Source organism: Micromonospora mirobrigensis, from assembly GCF_900091555.1.
Classification (GTDB): Bacteria; Actinomycetota; Actinomycetes; order Mycobacteriales; family Micromonosporaceae; genus Micromonospora; species Micromonospora mirobrigensis.
This window is the reverse complement of sequence record NZ_FMCX01000003.1, coordinates 59,051-75,076: the sequence shown is the minus strand read 5'-3', so window position 1 is coordinate 75,076 and position 16,026 is coordinate 59,051. Positions and strand designations below refer to the sequence as shown.

Annotated in this window: 12 protein-coding genes; 7 read left to right on the top strand and 5 right to left on the bottom strand. The window is 73.1% G+C overall.

All coding sequences use genetic code 11. From position 1 onward, the window contains the following. Window positions 1-114 precede the first annotated feature (114 nt). Window positions 115-2,247: a transglycosylase domain-containing protein gene (locus tag GA0070564_RS11465; RefSeq protein ID WP_091607409.1), complete on the bottom strand. Its 2,133-nt coding sequence runs from the start codon at window positions 2,245-2,247 to the stop codon at window positions 115-117. 123 nt (window positions 2,248-2,370) lie between these two features. On the opposite strand from GA0070564_RS11465, the gene cobC reads away from it, so the two are divergent. Genes cobC through cobA form a run of 3 tightly spaced genes read left to right on the top strand, consistent with a single transcriptional unit; the run spans window position 2,371 to window position 5,836 of the window. Continuing rightward, window positions 2,371-3,477, top strand: a complete 1,107-nt coding sequence (cobC, locus tag GA0070564_RS11460; protein WP_091607406.1) for an Rv2231c family histidinol phosphate aminotransferase CobC — start codon at window positions 2,371-2,373, stop codon at window positions 3,475-3,477. Next, a complete protein-coding gene (gene cobT / locus GA0070564_RS11455; RefSeq protein ID WP_091609055.1) occupies window positions 3,477-4,577 on the top strand; it encodes a nicotinate-nucleotide--dimethylbenzimidazole phosphoribosyltransferase in 1,101 nt (366 codons plus the stop codon). Before cobC ends, cobT begins: the two co-directional genes overlap by 1 nt. Further along, window positions 4,574-5,836 (top strand): uroporphyrinogen-III C-methyltransferase, encoded by a 1,263-nt coding sequence (cobA, locus tag GA0070564_RS11450; protein ID WP_091607403.1) that lies wholly within the window; start codon window positions 4,574-4,576, stop codon window positions 5,834-5,836. The genes cobT and cobA overlap by 4 nt, the downstream gene beginning before the upstream one ends. A gap of 185 nt (window positions 5,837-6,021) precedes the next feature. Here the strand turns inward: cobA and otsB are convergent, their stop codons facing one another. Both otsB and GA0070564_RS11440 read right to left on the bottom strand, forming a co-directional pair. Continuing rightward, entirely contained in the window at window positions 6,022-8,628 is a 2,607-nt protein-coding gene (otsB, locus tag GA0070564_RS11445) for a trehalose-phosphatase (RefSeq protein WP_091607400.1), read from the bottom strand. Then, a complete protein-coding gene (locus GA0070564_RS11440; protein WP_088972808.1) occupies window positions 8,625-10,028 on the bottom strand; it encodes an alpha,alpha-trehalose-phosphate synthase (UDP-forming) in 1,404 nt (467 codons plus the stop codon). The genes otsB and GA0070564_RS11440 overlap by 4 nt, the downstream gene beginning before the upstream one ends. Window positions 10,029-10,328: 300 nt before the next feature. On the opposite strand from GA0070564_RS11440, the gene ettA reads away from it, so the two are divergent. The 4 genes from ettA (at window position 10,329) to GA0070564_RS11420 (ending at window position 13,936) form a co-directional block, all read left to right on the top strand. Continuing rightward, window positions 10,329-12,005, top strand: coding sequence for an energy-dependent translational throttle protein EttA (ettA, locus tag GA0070564_RS11435; protein WP_091607397.1), 1,677 nt, complete (start codon window positions 10,329-10,331; stop codon window positions 12,003-12,005). Next, entirely contained in the window at window positions 11,998-12,444 is a 447-nt protein-coding gene (locus GA0070564_RS11430; RefSeq protein ID WP_091607393.1) for an acyl-CoA thioesterase, read from the top strand. Before ettA ends, GA0070564_RS11430 begins: the two co-directional genes overlap by 8 nt. Before the next feature lie 89 nt (window positions 12,445-12,533). After that, window positions 12,534-13,220: a DUF8185 domain-containing protein gene (locus GA0070564_RS11425; RefSeq protein WP_091609052.1), complete on the top strand. Its 687-nt coding sequence runs from the start codon at window positions 12,534-12,536 to the stop codon at window positions 13,218-13,220. Between the two features lie 131 nt (window positions 13,221-13,351). After that, window positions 13,352-13,936 (top strand): type III secretion system chaperone family protein, encoded by a 585-nt coding sequence (locus tag GA0070564_RS11420; RefSeq protein WP_088972805.1) that lies wholly within the window; start codon window positions 13,352-13,354, stop codon window positions 13,934-13,936. Window positions 13,937-13,943: 7 nt separating this feature from the next. Here the strand turns inward: GA0070564_RS11420 and GA0070564_RS11415 are convergent, their stop codons facing one another. Then, the gene (locus GA0070564_RS11415; protein ID WP_091607390.1) at window positions 13,944-14,366 is read right to left on the bottom strand and encodes a globin; all 423 of its coding nucleotides are present in this window, start codon (window positions 14,364-14,366) and stop codon (window positions 13,944-13,946) included. Window positions 14,367-14,426: 60 nt separating this feature from the next. Then, window positions 14,427-15,797, bottom strand: coding sequence for an MFS transporter (locus GA0070564_RS11410; protein WP_091607386.1), 1,371 nt, complete (start codon window positions 15,795-15,797; stop codon window positions 14,427-14,429). Window positions 15,798-16,026: the final 229 nt, after the last annotated feature.

Below are 16,026 nucleotides of genomic sequence, written 5' to 3'. Positions count from 1 at the left end.
CGGCCGACGCGCCGCCGGCCGGGAGGGCGCCGAGCCGATCAGGAGGTCCGCGTCACCGACGCGAACCTCCTGATCGTTACCCGGGCGCACCCCCGGGTGGTCCGTGGCCGCAGCTCAGCCGACGATCTGGTCGGACGGTGGGGTGAACTGGCGTACCGGTTGGCCCTTCAGGGCGTCGCGCAGGGTGCGGGCGACCGCGTTGACCGGGATCTGCGACTGCCCGTCGCCGACGGCGTTGAACGGGTTGTCCGGGTCGGCGATGAAGCTCGCCGCCGCCAGTTCCGGGGTGAACCCGGCGAACCAGGCCGACCGGGTGCTGTCGGTGGTGCCGGTCTTGCCGGCGACCGGGCGGCCGACGGTGCCCCGGACGCTGTCCGCGGTCGACCAGCCCCCGCAGCTGCCCTTGGCCGGGGTGTCGCCGGTGGGGCAGCGGGCGGCGTCGGTGGCGGCCCGGGCCGCGTCGGCGCCGACCACCTGCCGGCAGCGCGGCTTGGCGATCTCCCGCTGCACCCCGCCGGGGGTGGTGTAGGTGGCCGGTGTGCCGTCCCGGTTGCTGATCGACAGGACCGGGATGGCCTCGCAGTACCGGCCGTCGGCGGCCACGGCGGCGTACGCGTTGGCCATCTCCAGCGGGGTGGCGTCGGAGACGCCGAGGGTGAAGGAGCCCCACTTCTTCGCCTTGGCCGGGGAGGCCTGTTCCTTGTCGACGTCGGTGCGCCAGCGCAGTCCGAGCTGCTCGGCCATCCGGACCGCCCGGTCCGCGCCGACCTGTTCCTCCAGCCAGACGAAGTACGTGTTGACCGACTTGCCGAAGCCGGACCACATGGTCTGGTTGCCGGTCATCGCGGCGCTGGCGTTCGACGGCGCCCAGCCGTCGTAGACCGACGACTTGTAGGTGTAGGGCGCGTTGAAGGCCGTCGACAGGGTCATGCCGGAGTTGAGCGCGGCGAGCATCGGGAACATCTTGAACGTCGATCCGGCCTGGTACCCGGGGAGGGTGCCGCCGCCGAGCAGCGGGGCGACCGTGTTCGGGTAGTTCGCCTTGACGTTGGGGTCGGCCTCCGGGTTGGAGGTCTGGCCGTTCTGGCTGAGGTCGAGGGAGTAGGTGCGGTTCACCGCCATCGCCTTGACCCGGCCGGTGCCCGGTTCGGAGACCACGATCCCGTTGGCGAACGGGCTGCCGGTGTTGTCCTGGGCGCCGACGTTCTGCTCGGCCGCCGCCTGGATCTTCGGGTCGATGCTGAGCACGATGTGGTAGCCGCCGCGGCGGAGCTTGTCCATCCGTTCCAGCCGGTTCTCCCCGAACGCGGGCTGCGCGCTCCACCAGTTCTTGACGTAGTCGCAGGCGAAGCCCCAGCTGTTGTACTTCTTCGGCAGCGAGGCGCAGTCGTTGGGCGGGTCGGTCAGCTTGAGCTGGATCGGCTCGCTCTTGTACGCCGCGGCCACGTCCGGGGACATGAAGCCGAGCCGGGTCATGTTGTCGAGCACGTAGTTGCGCCGCCCGGTGGCGTCCTTCTGGTCCGAGGTGATCGGGTCGTACTCGGAGGGGGACTTGACCAGGCCGGCGAGGGTGGCCGCCTCGACCGGGGTGAGGGTGGCCGGGGTCTTGGAGAAGAAGATCTGCGACGCGGCGTAGATGCCGTACGCGCGGTGGCCGAAGTACGCCGAGTTGAGGTAGCGCTCCAGGATCTGCTCCTTGGTGAGCTCCTTCTCGATGTCCAGCGCCATCCGCATCTCCTTGACCTTGCGCAGGCTGGTCTGCTGGGTGGCCTCCTGGACCTCCTTGGGGGTCTTCGCGCTGTCCCGCAGGGCCATCCGGACGTACTGCATGGTCAGCGTGGAGGCGCCCTGGGAGACGCCGCTGGAGCGGGCGTTGGCCACGAAGGCGCGGGCGACGCCCTTCGGGTCGACGCCGTGGTGCTGGTAGAAGCGGTTGTCCTCGGCGGCGACGATCGCCTGCTGGATGTTCGGGGACATGTCCGACAGCTTGGTGTACTGCCGGTACTCCTCGTAGAACATCGTCAGGACGGTCTTGCCGTCGGGCGCGTACAGGTAGGAGGTCTCGGCGGGCAGCGAGGTGCGCAGGATGTCGGTCTTCTGCTCGACGGCGTGCGCGGTGGCCTTGGCGCCGAGGCCGGTGACGGCGGCCAACGGATAGAGCGCGGCGGTGACGACGATTCCGGCGATGAGTCCGGCGCGGAGGAGAGGAACGGATCGACCGGCGGCAGCGAAGGGTCGGTTGCTCACGAGGCCCAAGCTATGACATTTCCGATTCGAAAATGAGAAGAACTCATAAACCGGCGGGCGGGTGACGCGCCCCACGCCGGGATCCGCTGTCCCCGGCGACGCCTTCCCGGCAGGATCGCGGACATGCGTGGTCAACTCGTCGACGCCGGGCCGCAGACCGACCCCGGGCGGCACCCCGGAACACCCGAACCGGACCTCGGGCACCACGGGGACGCCGAGGTCGGAGCAGGACTGGTCGACCTGGCGGTCAACGTCCGCCGGGACCCGATGCCGGACTGGCTGGCCGACCCGCTGGTCGCCGCCCTGGGCGAACTGGCGGCGTACCCGGACCCCCGGCCGGCCCGGGCCGCCGTCGCCGCCCGGCACGGCCGTCCCCCGGAGGAGGTACTCCTCACCGCCGGCGCGGCGGAGGGCTTCGTGCTGATCGCCCGCGCGCTCGCCGGCGTCCACCGGCCGGTCGTGGTGCACCCGCAGTTCACCGAGCCGGAGGCGGCGCTGCGGGCCGCCGGGCACCCCGTGGAGCGGGTGCTGCTCGACCCCGCCGACGGCTTCCGGCTGGACCCGGCCCGGGTGCCCGCCGACGCCGACCTGGTGATGATCGGCAATCCGACCAACCCCACCTCGGTGCTGCACCCCGCCGCCGACCTGGCCGCCCTGGCCCGCCCCGGCCGGGTCCTCGTGGTCGACGAGGCGTTCGCCGACACCACCCGTACCCCCGGGGTCGAGGGCGAGCCGGAGTCGCTGGCCGACCGGCGCGACCTGCCCGGCCTGGTCGTGGTCCGCAGCCTGACCAAGACCTGGGGGCTGGCCGGCCTGCGGATCGGCTACCTGCTCGCCCCCGCCGACCTGGTCGCCCGGCTGGCCGCCGCGCAGCCGCTCTGGGCGGTCTCCACCCCGGCGCTCGCCGCCGCCACCGCCTGCGCCTCACCGGCCGCGGTCGCGGCCGAACGCGACCTGGCCGCCCGGCTGGCCGCCGACCGCGACCACCTGGTCGACCGCCTGTCGGCCCTGCCCGGGGTACGCGTCGCGGGCCGCCCGGCCAGCGCCTTCGTGCTGATCCACCTGCCCGGCGCGGCGCGGGTGCGCGAACGCCTGCGGGAGCAGGGCTGGGCGGTACGCCGGGGCGACACCTTCCCCGGGCTCGGCCCGGACTGGCTCCGGCTCGCGGTGCGGGACCGGACGACCACCGACGCGTTCGTCGAGGTACTGGCGAGGATCCTGGAGGCATGATGCTGGAGACCACGCTCGCGGCGATCCGGCCGCCCGACGCGGAAGCGATGACGGCGGCCCGCGACCTTCAGGGGCGGCTGACCAAGCCGGCCGGTTCGCTGGGCGCCCTGGAGGAGCTCTCGGTACGCCTCGCCGGGCTGGCCGGCGCCTGCCCGCCGCCCCTGCCCGAACCGGCCGCGGTGGCCGTCTTCGCCGGTGACCACGGGGTGCACGCCCAGCGGGTCACCCCCTGGCCGCAGGAGGTCACCGCGCAGATGGTGGCCAACTTCCTGGCCGGCGGGGCGGTGGTCAACGCGTTCGCCCGGCAGGCTGGCGCCTCGGTCACCGTGGTCGACGTCGGCGTCGCCACCCCGCTGCCCGGCGACCCGACCGCCGCCGCCGACCCGGCCGCCGAGGGACCGAGCGGCCCCGGCACGCCCCGGCTGATCGTGGCGAAGGTCCGGGCCGGTACCCGGGACCTGACGGTGACCGCCGCGCTGACCCGGGACGAGGCCCGCGCCGCCGTGGAGACCGGCATCACGGTCGCCGGGCGACTGGTCGACGCCGGAGCGGGGATCCTGCTCACCGGTGACATGGGCATCGGCAACACCACCCCGGCCGCCGCCCTGATCGCCGCGTTCACCGGCGTGGACGCCGCCGAGGTGACCGGCCGGGGCACCGGCGTGGACGACGAGACGTACCAGCGCAAGATCGGGGTGGTGCGGGCCGCGCTGCGCCGGCACGCCCCCGACCCGGCCGATCCGCTGGGCGTCCTGGCCGCCGTCGGCGGCCTGGAGCACGCGGCCCTGGCCGGCTTCGTCCTCGGTGCCGCCGCCCGTCGGGTCCCGGTGCTGCTCGACGGGGTGATCGCGGTCAGCGCGGCGCTGGCCGCGGCGGCCTTCGCCCCGGACGCGGTCGCCGCGATGGTGGCCGGGCACCGCTCGGCCGAGCCGGGCGCCGGCGTGGCCCTGCGGCACCTGGGCCTGGACCCGTTGATCGACCTCGGGCTGCGCCTCGGCGAGGGGACCGGTGCCCTGCTGGCCCTGCCGGTGGTGACCGGCGCGGTACGGGTGCTGCACGAGGTGGCGACGTTCGACTCCGCCGGGGTGGCCGAGAAGTGAGCGCCACCGGCGGTGGCGGTACGGGCGACAGCCCGTACCCCCTCGGGCTGCGCCTGGCCGGCCGGCGGGTGGTCGTGGTCGGTGGGGGAGCGGTCGCCACCCGGCGGGTGCCGGCGCTGCTGGACGCCGGCGCGGACGTGCTGCTCGTCTCGCCCGAGCTGACCCCGGCCCTGCACGGGCACGCCGACGCCGGCCGGCTGCGCTGGGTCCGGCGGCGCTTCGCCCCCGAGGACCTGGACGACGCCTGGCTGGTCCAGGTGGCGGTCGACGACCCGGTCGCCGCGGCCACGGTCAGCGCCGCCGCCGCGCAACGGCGGATCTTCTGCGTCCGGGCCGACGACCGGACCGCCGCCACCGCGTGGACCCCGGCGGTCACCCGGCACGGCCCGGTCACCGTCGCCGTGCTCGGCGGCGGCGACCCGCGCCGCGCGATGACCGTCCGCGACGCCATCCGCGACCTCCTGGGTGCAAGGAAGGGCCCCCTCTTAACGCCTCCGGTAGAGCAGGGGTCCCCTGTTAACACCCCCGGCAGCCGAGGAGGTCGGGTGGCGCTGGTCGGGGCCGGCCCGGGCGACCCGGAGCTGATCACGGTCAAGGGGTGGCGGCTGCTCGCCGAGGCGGACGTGGTGGTCGCCGACCGACTGGTCCCCGGGCTGCTCCTGGACGAGCTGCGCCCCGACGTCGAGCTGGTCGACGCCTCCAAGATCCCGTACGGGCCGTCCCGCACCCAGGAGGAGATCAACAAGATCCTGGTCGATCGCGCCCTGGCCGGCCGGTTCGTGGTCCGGCTCAAGGGCGGCGACCCGTACGTCTTCGGTCGCGGCGGCGAGGAGCTGCTGGCCTGCGCCGAGGCCGGGGTGCCGGTCACCGTGGTCCCCGGGGTGACCAGCGCGGTCGCCGTGCCGGCGGTGGCCGGCGTGCCGGTGACCCACCGGGCCGTGGCACACGAGTTCACAGTGGTCTCCGGGCACGTCGCGCCCGACTCGCCGGCCTCGCTGGTCCGCTGGGAGGCCCTGGCAGGGCTGCGCGGCACCCTGGTGATCCTGATGGGCCTGAAGAACCTCGCGGCGATCGCCGCGACCCTGGTCGCCCACGGAAAAGCGGCGGCGACCCCCGCCGCGGTGATCCAGGAGGGTACGACCGGCGCCCAGCGGATGCTCCGCTCGACCCTGGGCGCGGTGGCCGCCGACGTGGTCGCCGCGGAGCTGCGCCCACCCGCGATCGTGGTAGTGGGTGACGTGGTCGGCGCGCTCGACTGAGCCTGTCTGGCGGTGGGGGTTTCCGGGGAGCCCACTCGCGCAGGGATCAAGCCTGACCGCCCGGAGCGAGTGGGCTCCCCGGAAACCCCTCGGTGGGGCTCGGCGTGTCGGTCGGTCTCGCTGGGAGCAGGTGGAACGGCGGCGGCCCGGGATCGTCTGGTCCCGGGCCGCCGTCGTGTTGCGGGTCAGTGCTTGAGCATGTTGTCCAGGAGCAGGGCGCAGCGCACCAGGCCGAGGTGGCTGTACGCCTGCGGGTGGTTGCCCAGGCCGCGCTCGGCGAGCGGGTCGTACTGCTCGGGGAGCAGGCCGGTGGGGCCGGCGGTGTCGACCATCTGGGCGAACAGCTCCTCCGCGTCGGTACGCCGGCCGGTGCGCAGGTACGCCTCGATCAGCCACGCCGTGCAGATGTGGAAGCCGCCCTCCCGGCCGGGCAGGCCGTCGTCCCAGTGGTACCGGTAGACGACCGGGCCGCTGCGCAGCTCCGCCTCGATCCTCAGCACGGTCGACAGGAAGCGCGGGTCGTCGCCGGGGAGCAGCCCGGACAGGCCGATCCAGAGCGACGAGGCGTCCATCTCGTCGTGCCCGTACGCGACGCTGTACGCCTCGGCCTCGTCGTGCCAGCCGTACTCCAGGACGTTGGCGCCGATCCGCTCCCGCAGCTCGACCCACTCCGGGCGGTCCTCGCCGCCGTGCTGCCGCACCACGTGCAGCGCCCGGTCCACCGTCATCCAGCACATCACCTTGGAGAAGATGTGGTGCCGCGGGGGGAGGCGGGCCTCCCAGATGCCGTGGTCGGGCTCGTGCCAGCGGCGGCGGACCGCCTCGACCATGTTGTCCAGCACCCGCCACTCGTCCTCGCGGACCGAGCCCCGGGCGTCGGCGACGGCGGCGATCAGGTCGGCGATCGGGCCGAAGACGTCCAGCTGGAGCTGGTGGTTGGCGAGGTTGCCGACGCGTACCGGCCGGGAGCCGGCGTAGCCGGGCAGCGTGTCGATGACCGCCTCGGCGCCCAGCTCGTAGCCGTCGACGGTGTAGAGCGGGTGCAGCCGCTCCGGGTGCCCGCCGGTGCGCTCCACCACGCCGTCGATCCAGCGCAGCAGCCCCTCGGCCTCCTCGGTCGACCCGAGGTCCACCAGGGCGCGGGCGGTCATGGCCGCGTCGCGCAGCCAGCAGTAGCGGTAGTCCCAGTTGCGGACGCCGCCCAGCTCCTCCGGCAGCGAGGTGGTCGCCGCGGCGAGGATCGAGCCGGTCGCCTCGTGGGCGAGACCGCGCAGGGTGAGCGCGCTCCGGGCGACCAGGTCACGGGCCGTGGCGGGCAGCCGCAGGGTGGCCACCCAGTCCTTCCACGGCTGCTCGGCCGCGGCCTGCCGCTCGTGGATCGGCACCCGGTGGTGCTCCAGGCTCTGCGTGCCGAAGCGCAGCTCCAGCACCACCTGACCACCGGCGGCCCGCAGGTCGACCACGGCCCGGGCGGTCTCGTAACCGCCGTCGTCGACGACCTCCCACTGCACGCCGGGGGAGTAGAGCGCGACCGGCTCGTTCGAGCCGAGCACCAGCAGCCCGTCGTCGAGCGGCTGGAGCTGCACCTGCACCTGGCCGAACTCGGGCCGGGGCGCGAACTCGATCCGGGCCCGGCCGGAGCCGGAGAGCACCCGGACCAGGGTCGAGTCACCGGTGACCACGGCCGGGCCGTCCGGGGTGGTCTCCCGGGCCGGCAGGTCCAGCCAGTCGGTGACGGTCAGCCCGGACCAGCGGGTCTCCACGGTCATGGTGCCGTTGCGGTAGCGCTGGCCGAGCGGGATTCCGCCGCGCTCCGGGCCGACGGTGAAGTGCCCGGCCGGGCTGCCGCCGACCAGGTCGGCGAAGATCGCCGCCGAGTCCGGCTTGGGGTGGCAGAGCCAGGTGACCTTGGCCTCGGGGGTGAGCAGCGCGACGGTGCGGCCGTTGGCCAGCATCGAGTGCCGCTCGATCGGGACGGCCCGCTCGCCGAAGAGCCAGTGCCGGCGGGTCTCCAGCAGCAGGCCGAGCGCCCGGGCGGCCTCGATCGGCTCGGCGACCCGGTAGTCGGCCTTCGTGTCGCCCGGGCCGATCTTGATGCCGACGTCGGGGCCGTGCAGGTTGCCAAAGGCGTTCTCGTCGGTCACGTCGTCGCCGATGAACAGCACCGCGCTCGCCGAGAGCTGGGTCCGCAGCTGGTCGACGGCGGTGCCCTTGTGGGTCGCCACCACCGACAGCTCGATGACCTCCTTGCCCTGGGTGACGGTGACGTCCTCCCAGGTGGCGGGGCCGCTGCGGACCGCGTCGATGGCGGCGGCGGCGACCTGCGGGTCCACCCCGCGGGTGTGCACGGCGACGCTGGCCGGCTTGCGTTCCAGGCGGATCCCGGGGTGGGCCGCGGCGATCTCGCGCAGCGCGTCGCGCAGCCGGGTCCGCACGGCGATCAGCTCGGGCGAGAGCCGCTCGACGAAGCCGATGTCGAACTCGGAGCCGTGGCTGCCGACCAGGTGGACCTCGCTGGGCAACCGGGAGAGCGCGGCCAGGTCGCGCAGCGCCCGGCCGGAGACCACCGCCACGGTGGTCTGCGGCAGTGCGGCCAGCGCGCGGATCGCGGCCACCGACTCCGGCAGGGGTACGGCCTTGGTCGGGTCCTCGACGATCGGCGCGAGGGTGCCGTCGTAGTCGCAGGCGATCAGGAGCTGGGGGACCCGGGCGATCCGCCCGATGGCGGTGCGCAGGTCGGAGTCCAGCACCCCGGCGGAGGGCGTGGCCGGGGCGTTGACGGCAGGGGTCACGCGGTTGCCTCCGTATCGGGCACCCCGAGCTCGGACAGGAAGGACTTGGCCCAGTGGCCGACATCGTGGGTGCGCAGATGGCGCTGCATTGTCCGCATCCGGCGGCGGGCCTCTGGTTTCTCGACGTGCACGGCCTTCAGCAGGGCGTCCTTGACCGCGTCCGGGTCGTGCGGGTTACACAAAAATGCCTGGCGCAGCTCGGTGGCGGCGCCGGCGAACTCACTGAGCACGAGCGCGCCACCCTGGTCGGCGCGCGATGCGACGTACTCCTTGGCCACCAGATTCATTCCGTCTCGCAGCGGGGTCACCATCATCACGTCGGCTGCGACGTACATCGCGGCCAGTTCAGAGCGACTGTACGACTGATGCAGGTAATGCACCGCCGGCACGCCGACCCGGCCGAATTCACCATTGATCCGGCCAACCTCGCGTTCGACCTTCACGCGAAGTGCCTGGTAGTGCTCGACCCGCTCGCGGCTCGGCGTCGCCACCTGCACCATAACCGCCTCGGGAACTGTCAACTTTCCGTCAGCCAGAAGTTCCCGGAACGCCTTGAGCCGGAGCTCGATGCCCTTGGTGTAGTCCAGCCGGTCCACGCCCAGGATGATGGTCTTCGGGTTGCCCAGCTCCTCGCGGATCTGCTTGGCCCGGGCCTGGATCGCCGGGTCCTCGGCCAGCCGCTCCATCTCCCTGGTGTCGATGGAGATGGGGAAGGCGCCGGCCTTCACCTGCCGCCCATCGACCTGGATCATCTGGCCCTCGTAGCGCAGGCCGAGCAGGTGCCGGGCCAGCCGGACGAAGTTCTGCGCCGCCAGCCGCTGCTGGAAGCCGATCAGGTCCGCGCCGAGCAGTCCGCGCAGGATCTCGGTGCGGAACGGCATCTGCATGAACAGCTCGATCGGCGGGAACGGGATGTGCAGGAAGAAGCCGATCTTCAGGTCGGGGCGCAGCTCACGCAGCATCGCCGGCACCAGCTGGAGCTGGTAGTCCTGCACCCAGACCGTCGCACCCTCGGCCGCGACCTCCGCCGCGGCCTCCGCGAACCGGGCGTTGACCAGCCGGTAGGCCTCCCGCCAACGCCGCTTGTAGGCCGGGGTCTCGACGGCGTCGTGGTACAGCGGCCAGATGGTGGCGTTGGACTGGCCCTCGTAGTAGCGCTCCAGTTCCTCGGCGCTCAACGGCACCGGGTGCAGCCGAATGCCCTCCAGGTCGAACGGCTCGGGGGCGGCGCCGGTGCCGCCCGCCCAACCGACCCAGGTGCCCTGGTGCTCGGCGAGGACGGGGTGCAGCGCGGTGACCAGCCCGCCGGGGCTGCGTCGCCACTGCCGTCCCTCGGGTGTGCTCACCTCGTCGACCGGCAGTCGGTTCGCCACTACGACAAAGGAGCTACGGACGGTCACGATCGGCCACCTCCGGGTGCTGACGGGTCCACCGCGTTGAGCGTACTGAGCGTAGCTGCGGCGTCTGATGCCCCGTGCCGGAGTCACCTACCCGTCCCACGACGGCCGAACCCTCATCGTGATCTTGTCGACACCGGTGGCGGCGCACTCCACGGGCGGGGTGATGTGGGCGGAGCGGGGCGTACCTGTCAGGATTGACGGCGGCGTGCGCGCGCCCGGCCCCGGGCCGGCGGCGGCCGGCGGAAATCGCGGCCCGCGCCCTGAAGCTCGCGACAGCAACCGACGGAGGTAGCCCGCACCGTGGCCCAGTTCATCTACGTCCTGGAAAAGGCGCGCAAGGCGCACGGCGACAAGGTCGTGCTCGACAACGTGACGCTGAACTTCCTGCCGGGGGCCAAGATCGGTGTGGTCGGCCCGAACGGCGCCGGTAAGTCCAGCCTCCTCAAGATCATGGCAGGCTGGGACAAGCCGAGCAACGGTGAGGCCCGGCTGATGCCCGGCTACACCGTCGGCATGCTCGCCCAGGAGCCGCCGCTCAACGACAGCAAGACCGTCCTCGGCAACGTCGAGGAGGCGGTCGCCGAGACCAAGGCGAAGCTGGAGCGGTTCAACGCCATCGCCGAGCAGATGGCCACCGACTACTCCGACGAGCTGATGGAGGAGATGGGCAAGCTCCAGGAGGAGCTGGACCACGCCGACGCGTGGGACATCGACTCCAAGCTCGAACTGGCCATGGACGCGCTGCGCTGCCCGCCGCCGGACGCCGACGTGACCCAGCTCTCCGGTGGTGAGCGTCGCCGGGTCGCGCTCTGCAAGCTGCTGCTCGAGGCGCCCGACCTGCTGCTGCTCGACGAGCCCACCAACCACCTGGACGCCGAGAGCGTCTCCTGGCTGGAGCAGCACCTGGCCAAGTACGCCGGCACCGTCATGGCGATCACCCACGACCGGTACTTCCTCGACAACGTGGCCAACTGGATCCTCGAGCTGGACCGCGGCCGCACCTACCCGTACGAGGGCAACTACTCCACCTACCTGGAGAAGAAGGCCGCCCGGCTGGCCGTCGAGGGTCGCCGCGACGCCAAGATGAAGAAGCGCCTCACCGAGGAGCTGGAGTGGGTCCGCTCCAACGCCAAGGCCCGGCAGACCAAGTCCAAGGCCCGACTGGACCGCTACGACGAGATGGCCGCCGAGGCGGAGAAGACCCGGAAGCTGGACTTCGAGGAGATCCAGATCCCGCCGGGCCCGCGCCTGGGCAGCACCGTCATCGAGGCGCACAACCTGAGCAAGGGCTTCGGTGACCGGCTGCTGATCGACGACCTCTCCTTCTCGCTGCCGCGCAACGGCATCGTCGGCATCATCGGCCCGAACGGCGTCGGCAAGACCACCCTGTTCAAGACCATCGTCGGGCTGGAGCAGCCCACCAGCGGGGAGGTCCGGGTCGGCCCGACCGTCTCGCTGTCGTACGTCGACCAGAACCGGCAGGGCCTCGACGGCGACAAGACCGTCTGGGAGGTCGTCTCCGACGGGCTGGACCACCTCATGGTGGGCAAGGTCGAGATGCCGTCCCGGGCGTACATCGCCGCGTTCGGCTTCAAGGGTCCGGACCAGCAGAAGCCGACCAAGGTGCTCTCCGGCGGCGAGCGGAACCGGTTGAACCTGGCGCTGACGCTGAAGATCGGCGGCAACGTGATCCTGCTCGACGAGCCGACCAACGACCTGGACGTGGAGACGCTCTCCAGCCTGGAGAACGCGCTGCTGGAGTTCCCCGGCTGCGCCGTGGTCATCTCCCACGACCGGATGTTCCTGGACCGGGTCGCCACGCACATCCTGGCCTGGGAGGGCGACGAGGAGAACCCGTCGAAGTGGTTCTGGTTCGAGGGCAACTTCGAGGCGTACGAGAAGAACAAGGTCGACCGGCTCGGCGCCGACGCGGCCCGGCCGCACCGGGTGACGTACCGCAAGCTCACCCGTGACTGACCGCTTCGTCTACCACTGCGCGCTGCGCTGGTCCGACCTGGACGCGTACGGCCACGTCAACAACGCCCGCTTCCTCACCCTGTACGAGGAGGCCCGGGTGGCGTTGATGTTCGCCGGCGGCCGGGCGTGGGGGGTGGGCTCGTTCGCCGACGGGGTGGTCATCCGCCGGCACGAGGTCGACTACCTGCGCCCGGTCGACTACGCGCTCGGTCGGGCCACCGCCGAGGCGGCCCCGGCCGTCCGGATCGAGCTGTGGATCTCCGAGATCCGGGCCGCCTCGTTCACCGTCGACTACGAGCTGTACGACGGCGAGACCCTGGCCAGTCGGGCCCGCTCGGTGCTGGTGCCGTTCGACCTGTCCCGGCAGCTGCCCCGCCGGATCAGCGACGAGGAGCGGGAGTTCCTGTCCCGCTACGCCCGGCCGGCCGGGCCGGCGTGAGCGCGCCGGCGGACGGGCCCACGACGCGGGCCGGCGTCGGCGGGCCCACCGACGGATCCACGACGCGGGCCGGCGTCGGCGGGCCCACCATGCGCGACGGTGGGCACGGGTTGGCCGGGGTGTCCGACGCGGGCGCCTTCCTGGCCCGGCTGGTCCGGCTGGACCCGGCCGCCCTGGTCCGGCTCCGGCCGGCCGCCACGGCCGGCCGGACGGCGCTGTGGGCCCGGCTGCCCTGGGGGGTGCTGGTGGTGCGCACGGTGGCCGGTGCGGCGCCCGGTGACGTGACGGTCGCCGCCCGCGAGCTGCTCGCCGACCTGGAGGCCGGTGGGGACACGCTCCCCACCGCCCGGGATGCCCAGTGGCGGTGGCCGTTGCCGCCGCCGGTGAGCCGGCCGGTGGAGCTGCTGCCGGTGGCCGAGGTGGCGCGGATCGCCGCCGCGGCGGCGGGCACCCTGCGCGACGCCGCCGCGCACGGCGTGGGTGGTCGCGCGGTCGGCCAGCGGGCGCTGCGCGACGCGCTGCTGGACCACGTGGCGGTGCGGGTCTCCCCGGAGGGGGAGGTGCCCGGGGCGCCGGTGGAGGTGTCGCAGCGGCTGATCCAGGGCCTGGTCCGGATGGGCTTCCTCGGCCCGGGCGCGCCCGGGCCGCAGGCCGCGGGAGTTCAGGTCCGGGTGGCCGGCCGCTGGGTCGGCCTGGTCGGACCGTACGGGGCGGTGTGGTCGCAACGGCCGGGCGAGTTGGTGGTGCGACCGGCCGGTGGTCGTCCGAACGGATGAGCCGCGATCATTCTTCTGGGTTGGGGCTGTCGTTGGGGGGATGCCTCATCCCGGCTGTCCGGGTACCGTCCATCCTCGGATCCAACGCACGGTATGCGACTGGATCCGCTGGGGAGTGAGGTGCGCGAGCGATGCCGTGGTGGTCATGGCGCCCCGGTCCCGCCGGTGGCGGCGATCCGGACAGTCGGAGCGGGGTCACAGTGGAGGGCGGCGTCCGGGTCGGTCCACCGGCCCCACGCCAGCCGGGGGACGACGCGCCGGTGGGCGAGCGGTCCCCCCTCGCCGACATGCCGGCCACCGTCGAGCCGGTGACCCTGCGCCGGGTCTGTGACGCCCTCGACCTGCTCGACGTGCGTTACCTGGCCGACGGCGACGGCAACCTGCTGGCCATGTGGGAGCGGCACGCCGTGCTGGTCACCCTGGAGGGTCCGGAGGACGAGATCCTGGTGATGCGGGCCCGCCCGCACGCCACCGTCCCGCCGGACTGGGCCGACCGCGCCTACCGGGTGGTCAACGAGTGGAACCACACCCGTCGCTTCTGCAAGGCGTACATCGGCGACCCGACCGAGCGGGGTCAGCTGCCGATCTACGCCGAGCTCCAGGTGCCGCTGGGCGCCGGGACCCACGACGCGCTGCTGATCGAGATGCTCGACTGCGGGGCGGCGGTCGCCACGACCTTCGTGGACTGGCTGCACGACGAGGGCGCCCTGCTCTGACCGGCGCTCAGCCGGCCGGGTCCTCCATCACGTTGACCATGAAGTACGCGGCCCGCTCCAGGTAGTCCCAGAGCGCGGCGGCCACCTCGGGCTCCAGGTCGAGCCGGTCGACGGCCCGGCGCATGTGCAGCAGCCAGGCGTCCCGTTCGGCGGCGCCGATCCGGAAGGGCGCGTGCCGCATCCGCAGCCGCGGGTGCCCGCGCTGGGCCGAGTAGGTGTTGGGGCCGCCCCAGTACTGCATCAGGAACAACGTCAGGCGGTCGGCGGCCGGCCCGAGGTCCTCCTCCGGGTACATCGGGCGCAGCAGCGGATCGGTCGCGACTCCGGCGTAGAACTCGTCCACCAGCTTGCGGAACGTGGGCTCGCCGCCGACGGCCTCGAAGAGGGTGATCGACGGGCGGGGACGGTCGGCTCCGGTTGCGGGATTCACCCTTCCATCCTGCCAGGTGTCCCGGCGGGCGGCCGGACCCGAGTGGCCCCGCGCACGTGGTCAGCGGGTGGCGGCGGTGACCCCGCTCGCCGGGCCCTCCTGGGCCGGCGCGGAGCGCTGCGTGACCACCGACGGCCGGGTGGCCGGTTCGTCCGTCCGGGCCTGCCCACCGGCGCGGACGGCCGCGTCGACCGAGGCCGCGTCCGGCCAGCGCAGGGTGATCAGCAGCATCAGCAGCACCCCGGCGGCGCTCCACACCCCGACCACCAGCGGGACCGAGAAGCGGTCGGCGAGCACGCCGGTGATCAGCACCGCGGCGCCCTGGATCACCTGCACGCCGGTGGCCATCACGCCGAACGCGCGGGCCCGGTAGCCGTCGGGCAGGACCCGGACGAAGAGGCCGTTGGCGGTGGGCAGCAGGCCGGCCACCGCGAAGCCGCAGCCGGCGGCGAGCAGGGCCACCACCTGCGGTGGCGGGTCGAGCAGCGTCGGCACCAGCACCAGCGGGGCGAGAACCGCCAGCGGGCGCATCACCCGCAGCCGTCGGGCCGGCCCGAAGACCCGCCCGATCAGCAGTCCGCCGAGGATGAACCCGACCGGATTGGCGGCCATGATCACGGCCTGGGCGAGGCCGGCGTCCAGACCGCCGTGGCGCTCACCGGCCCAGGCCGCCGCGAGCCCCTCGGGGACGACGGAGAAGAGCATCGCGCTGAACACCAGCAGTGCGATGGCCCGCAGCACCGGCGTACCGAAGACGATCCGGAAGCCCTGCGCGGTCTCCCGCAGCAGGTGGTTGCGGTGCGCGGCGGTCATCGCGGCCGGACGGTCCCGCACCCCGAGCCGGACCACCATTGCCGAGGCGCCGAAGGTGGCGGCGTTGATCAGCAGCGCGGCCGTCGGGTTCACCGCGGCGATGGCGGCGCCGACCAGATAGCCGCCGACCTGGGCGGCCTGGCCGGCGCTGGCGTTGAGCGAGAGCCCCAGCACCACCCGGTCGCCGGTCAGGATCACCGGCATCAGCGCGGAGCGGGCCGCCTGGCTGGGCGGGTTGGCCAGCGTGGTGAGGAAGAGCAGCCCGAGCAGGGCCGGCACGGGCAGGTGCGGAACGGCCACCAGCACCATCAGCGCCATCCGGACGAGGTCGCAGACCACCATCACCTGGCGGTAGCGGTACCTGTCGGCGAGCGTGGTGAGCAGTGGGCCACCGACCAGCCAGGGCAGGTAGCTGATGGCGAACGCCGCTGCGGAGAGGGCGACCGAGTCGGTCTCCCGGTAGACCAGGACGGTGACCGCCGCCTTGGCGATGTAGTCGCCGATCCACGACAGGACGCTGGCGCTGAAGACCGCCCGGTACTCACTCTGGGCGAACACCTCGCGGAAGGTGGCTGGCCCTTCCGGATCGGGTCGCTCGTCGGACACCGTGGCCTCCATCGTCCCCGGGGGCCACTCGTGATGGCGGGCCGGGAACCGTCGTCAGATCTACCGATCACCGAGGACGTGATCGCGATTCGGCAGGAGCGCGTTTCTCCGGATTCTGCCCGATCGTCTGAAGACTGGCTAGGGCGAACGGATTGATCGTCATATCCCCGACGGAACGAACGGACGATACCCGAGGGGTCACAAGGACCGCGACCCCCGGCCGCAAGGTCCGCCGGGTGAC

Coding starts and splice junctions, on each gene's coding strand:
- GA0070564_RS11425 (WP_091609052.1), top strand. CDS start 12,534: ATGCGCGACGGTGGGCACGGGTTGGCCGGGGTGTCCGACGCGGGCGCC.
- cobC (WP_091607406.1), top strand. CDS start 2,371: ATGCGTGGTCAACTCGTCGACGCCGGGCCGCAGACCGACCCCGGGCGG.
- GA0070564_RS11420 (WP_088972805.1), top strand. CDS start 13,352: ATGCCGTGGTGGTCATGGCGCCCCGGTCCCGCCGGTGGCGGCGATCCG.
- GA0070564_RS11410 (WP_091607386.1), bottom strand. CDS start 15,797: ATGGAGGCCACGGTGTCCGACGAGCGACCCGATCCGGAAGGGCCAGCC.
- cobT (WP_091609055.1), top strand. CDS start 3,477: ATGCTGGAGACCACGCTCGCGGCGATCCGGCCGCCCGACGCGGAAGCG.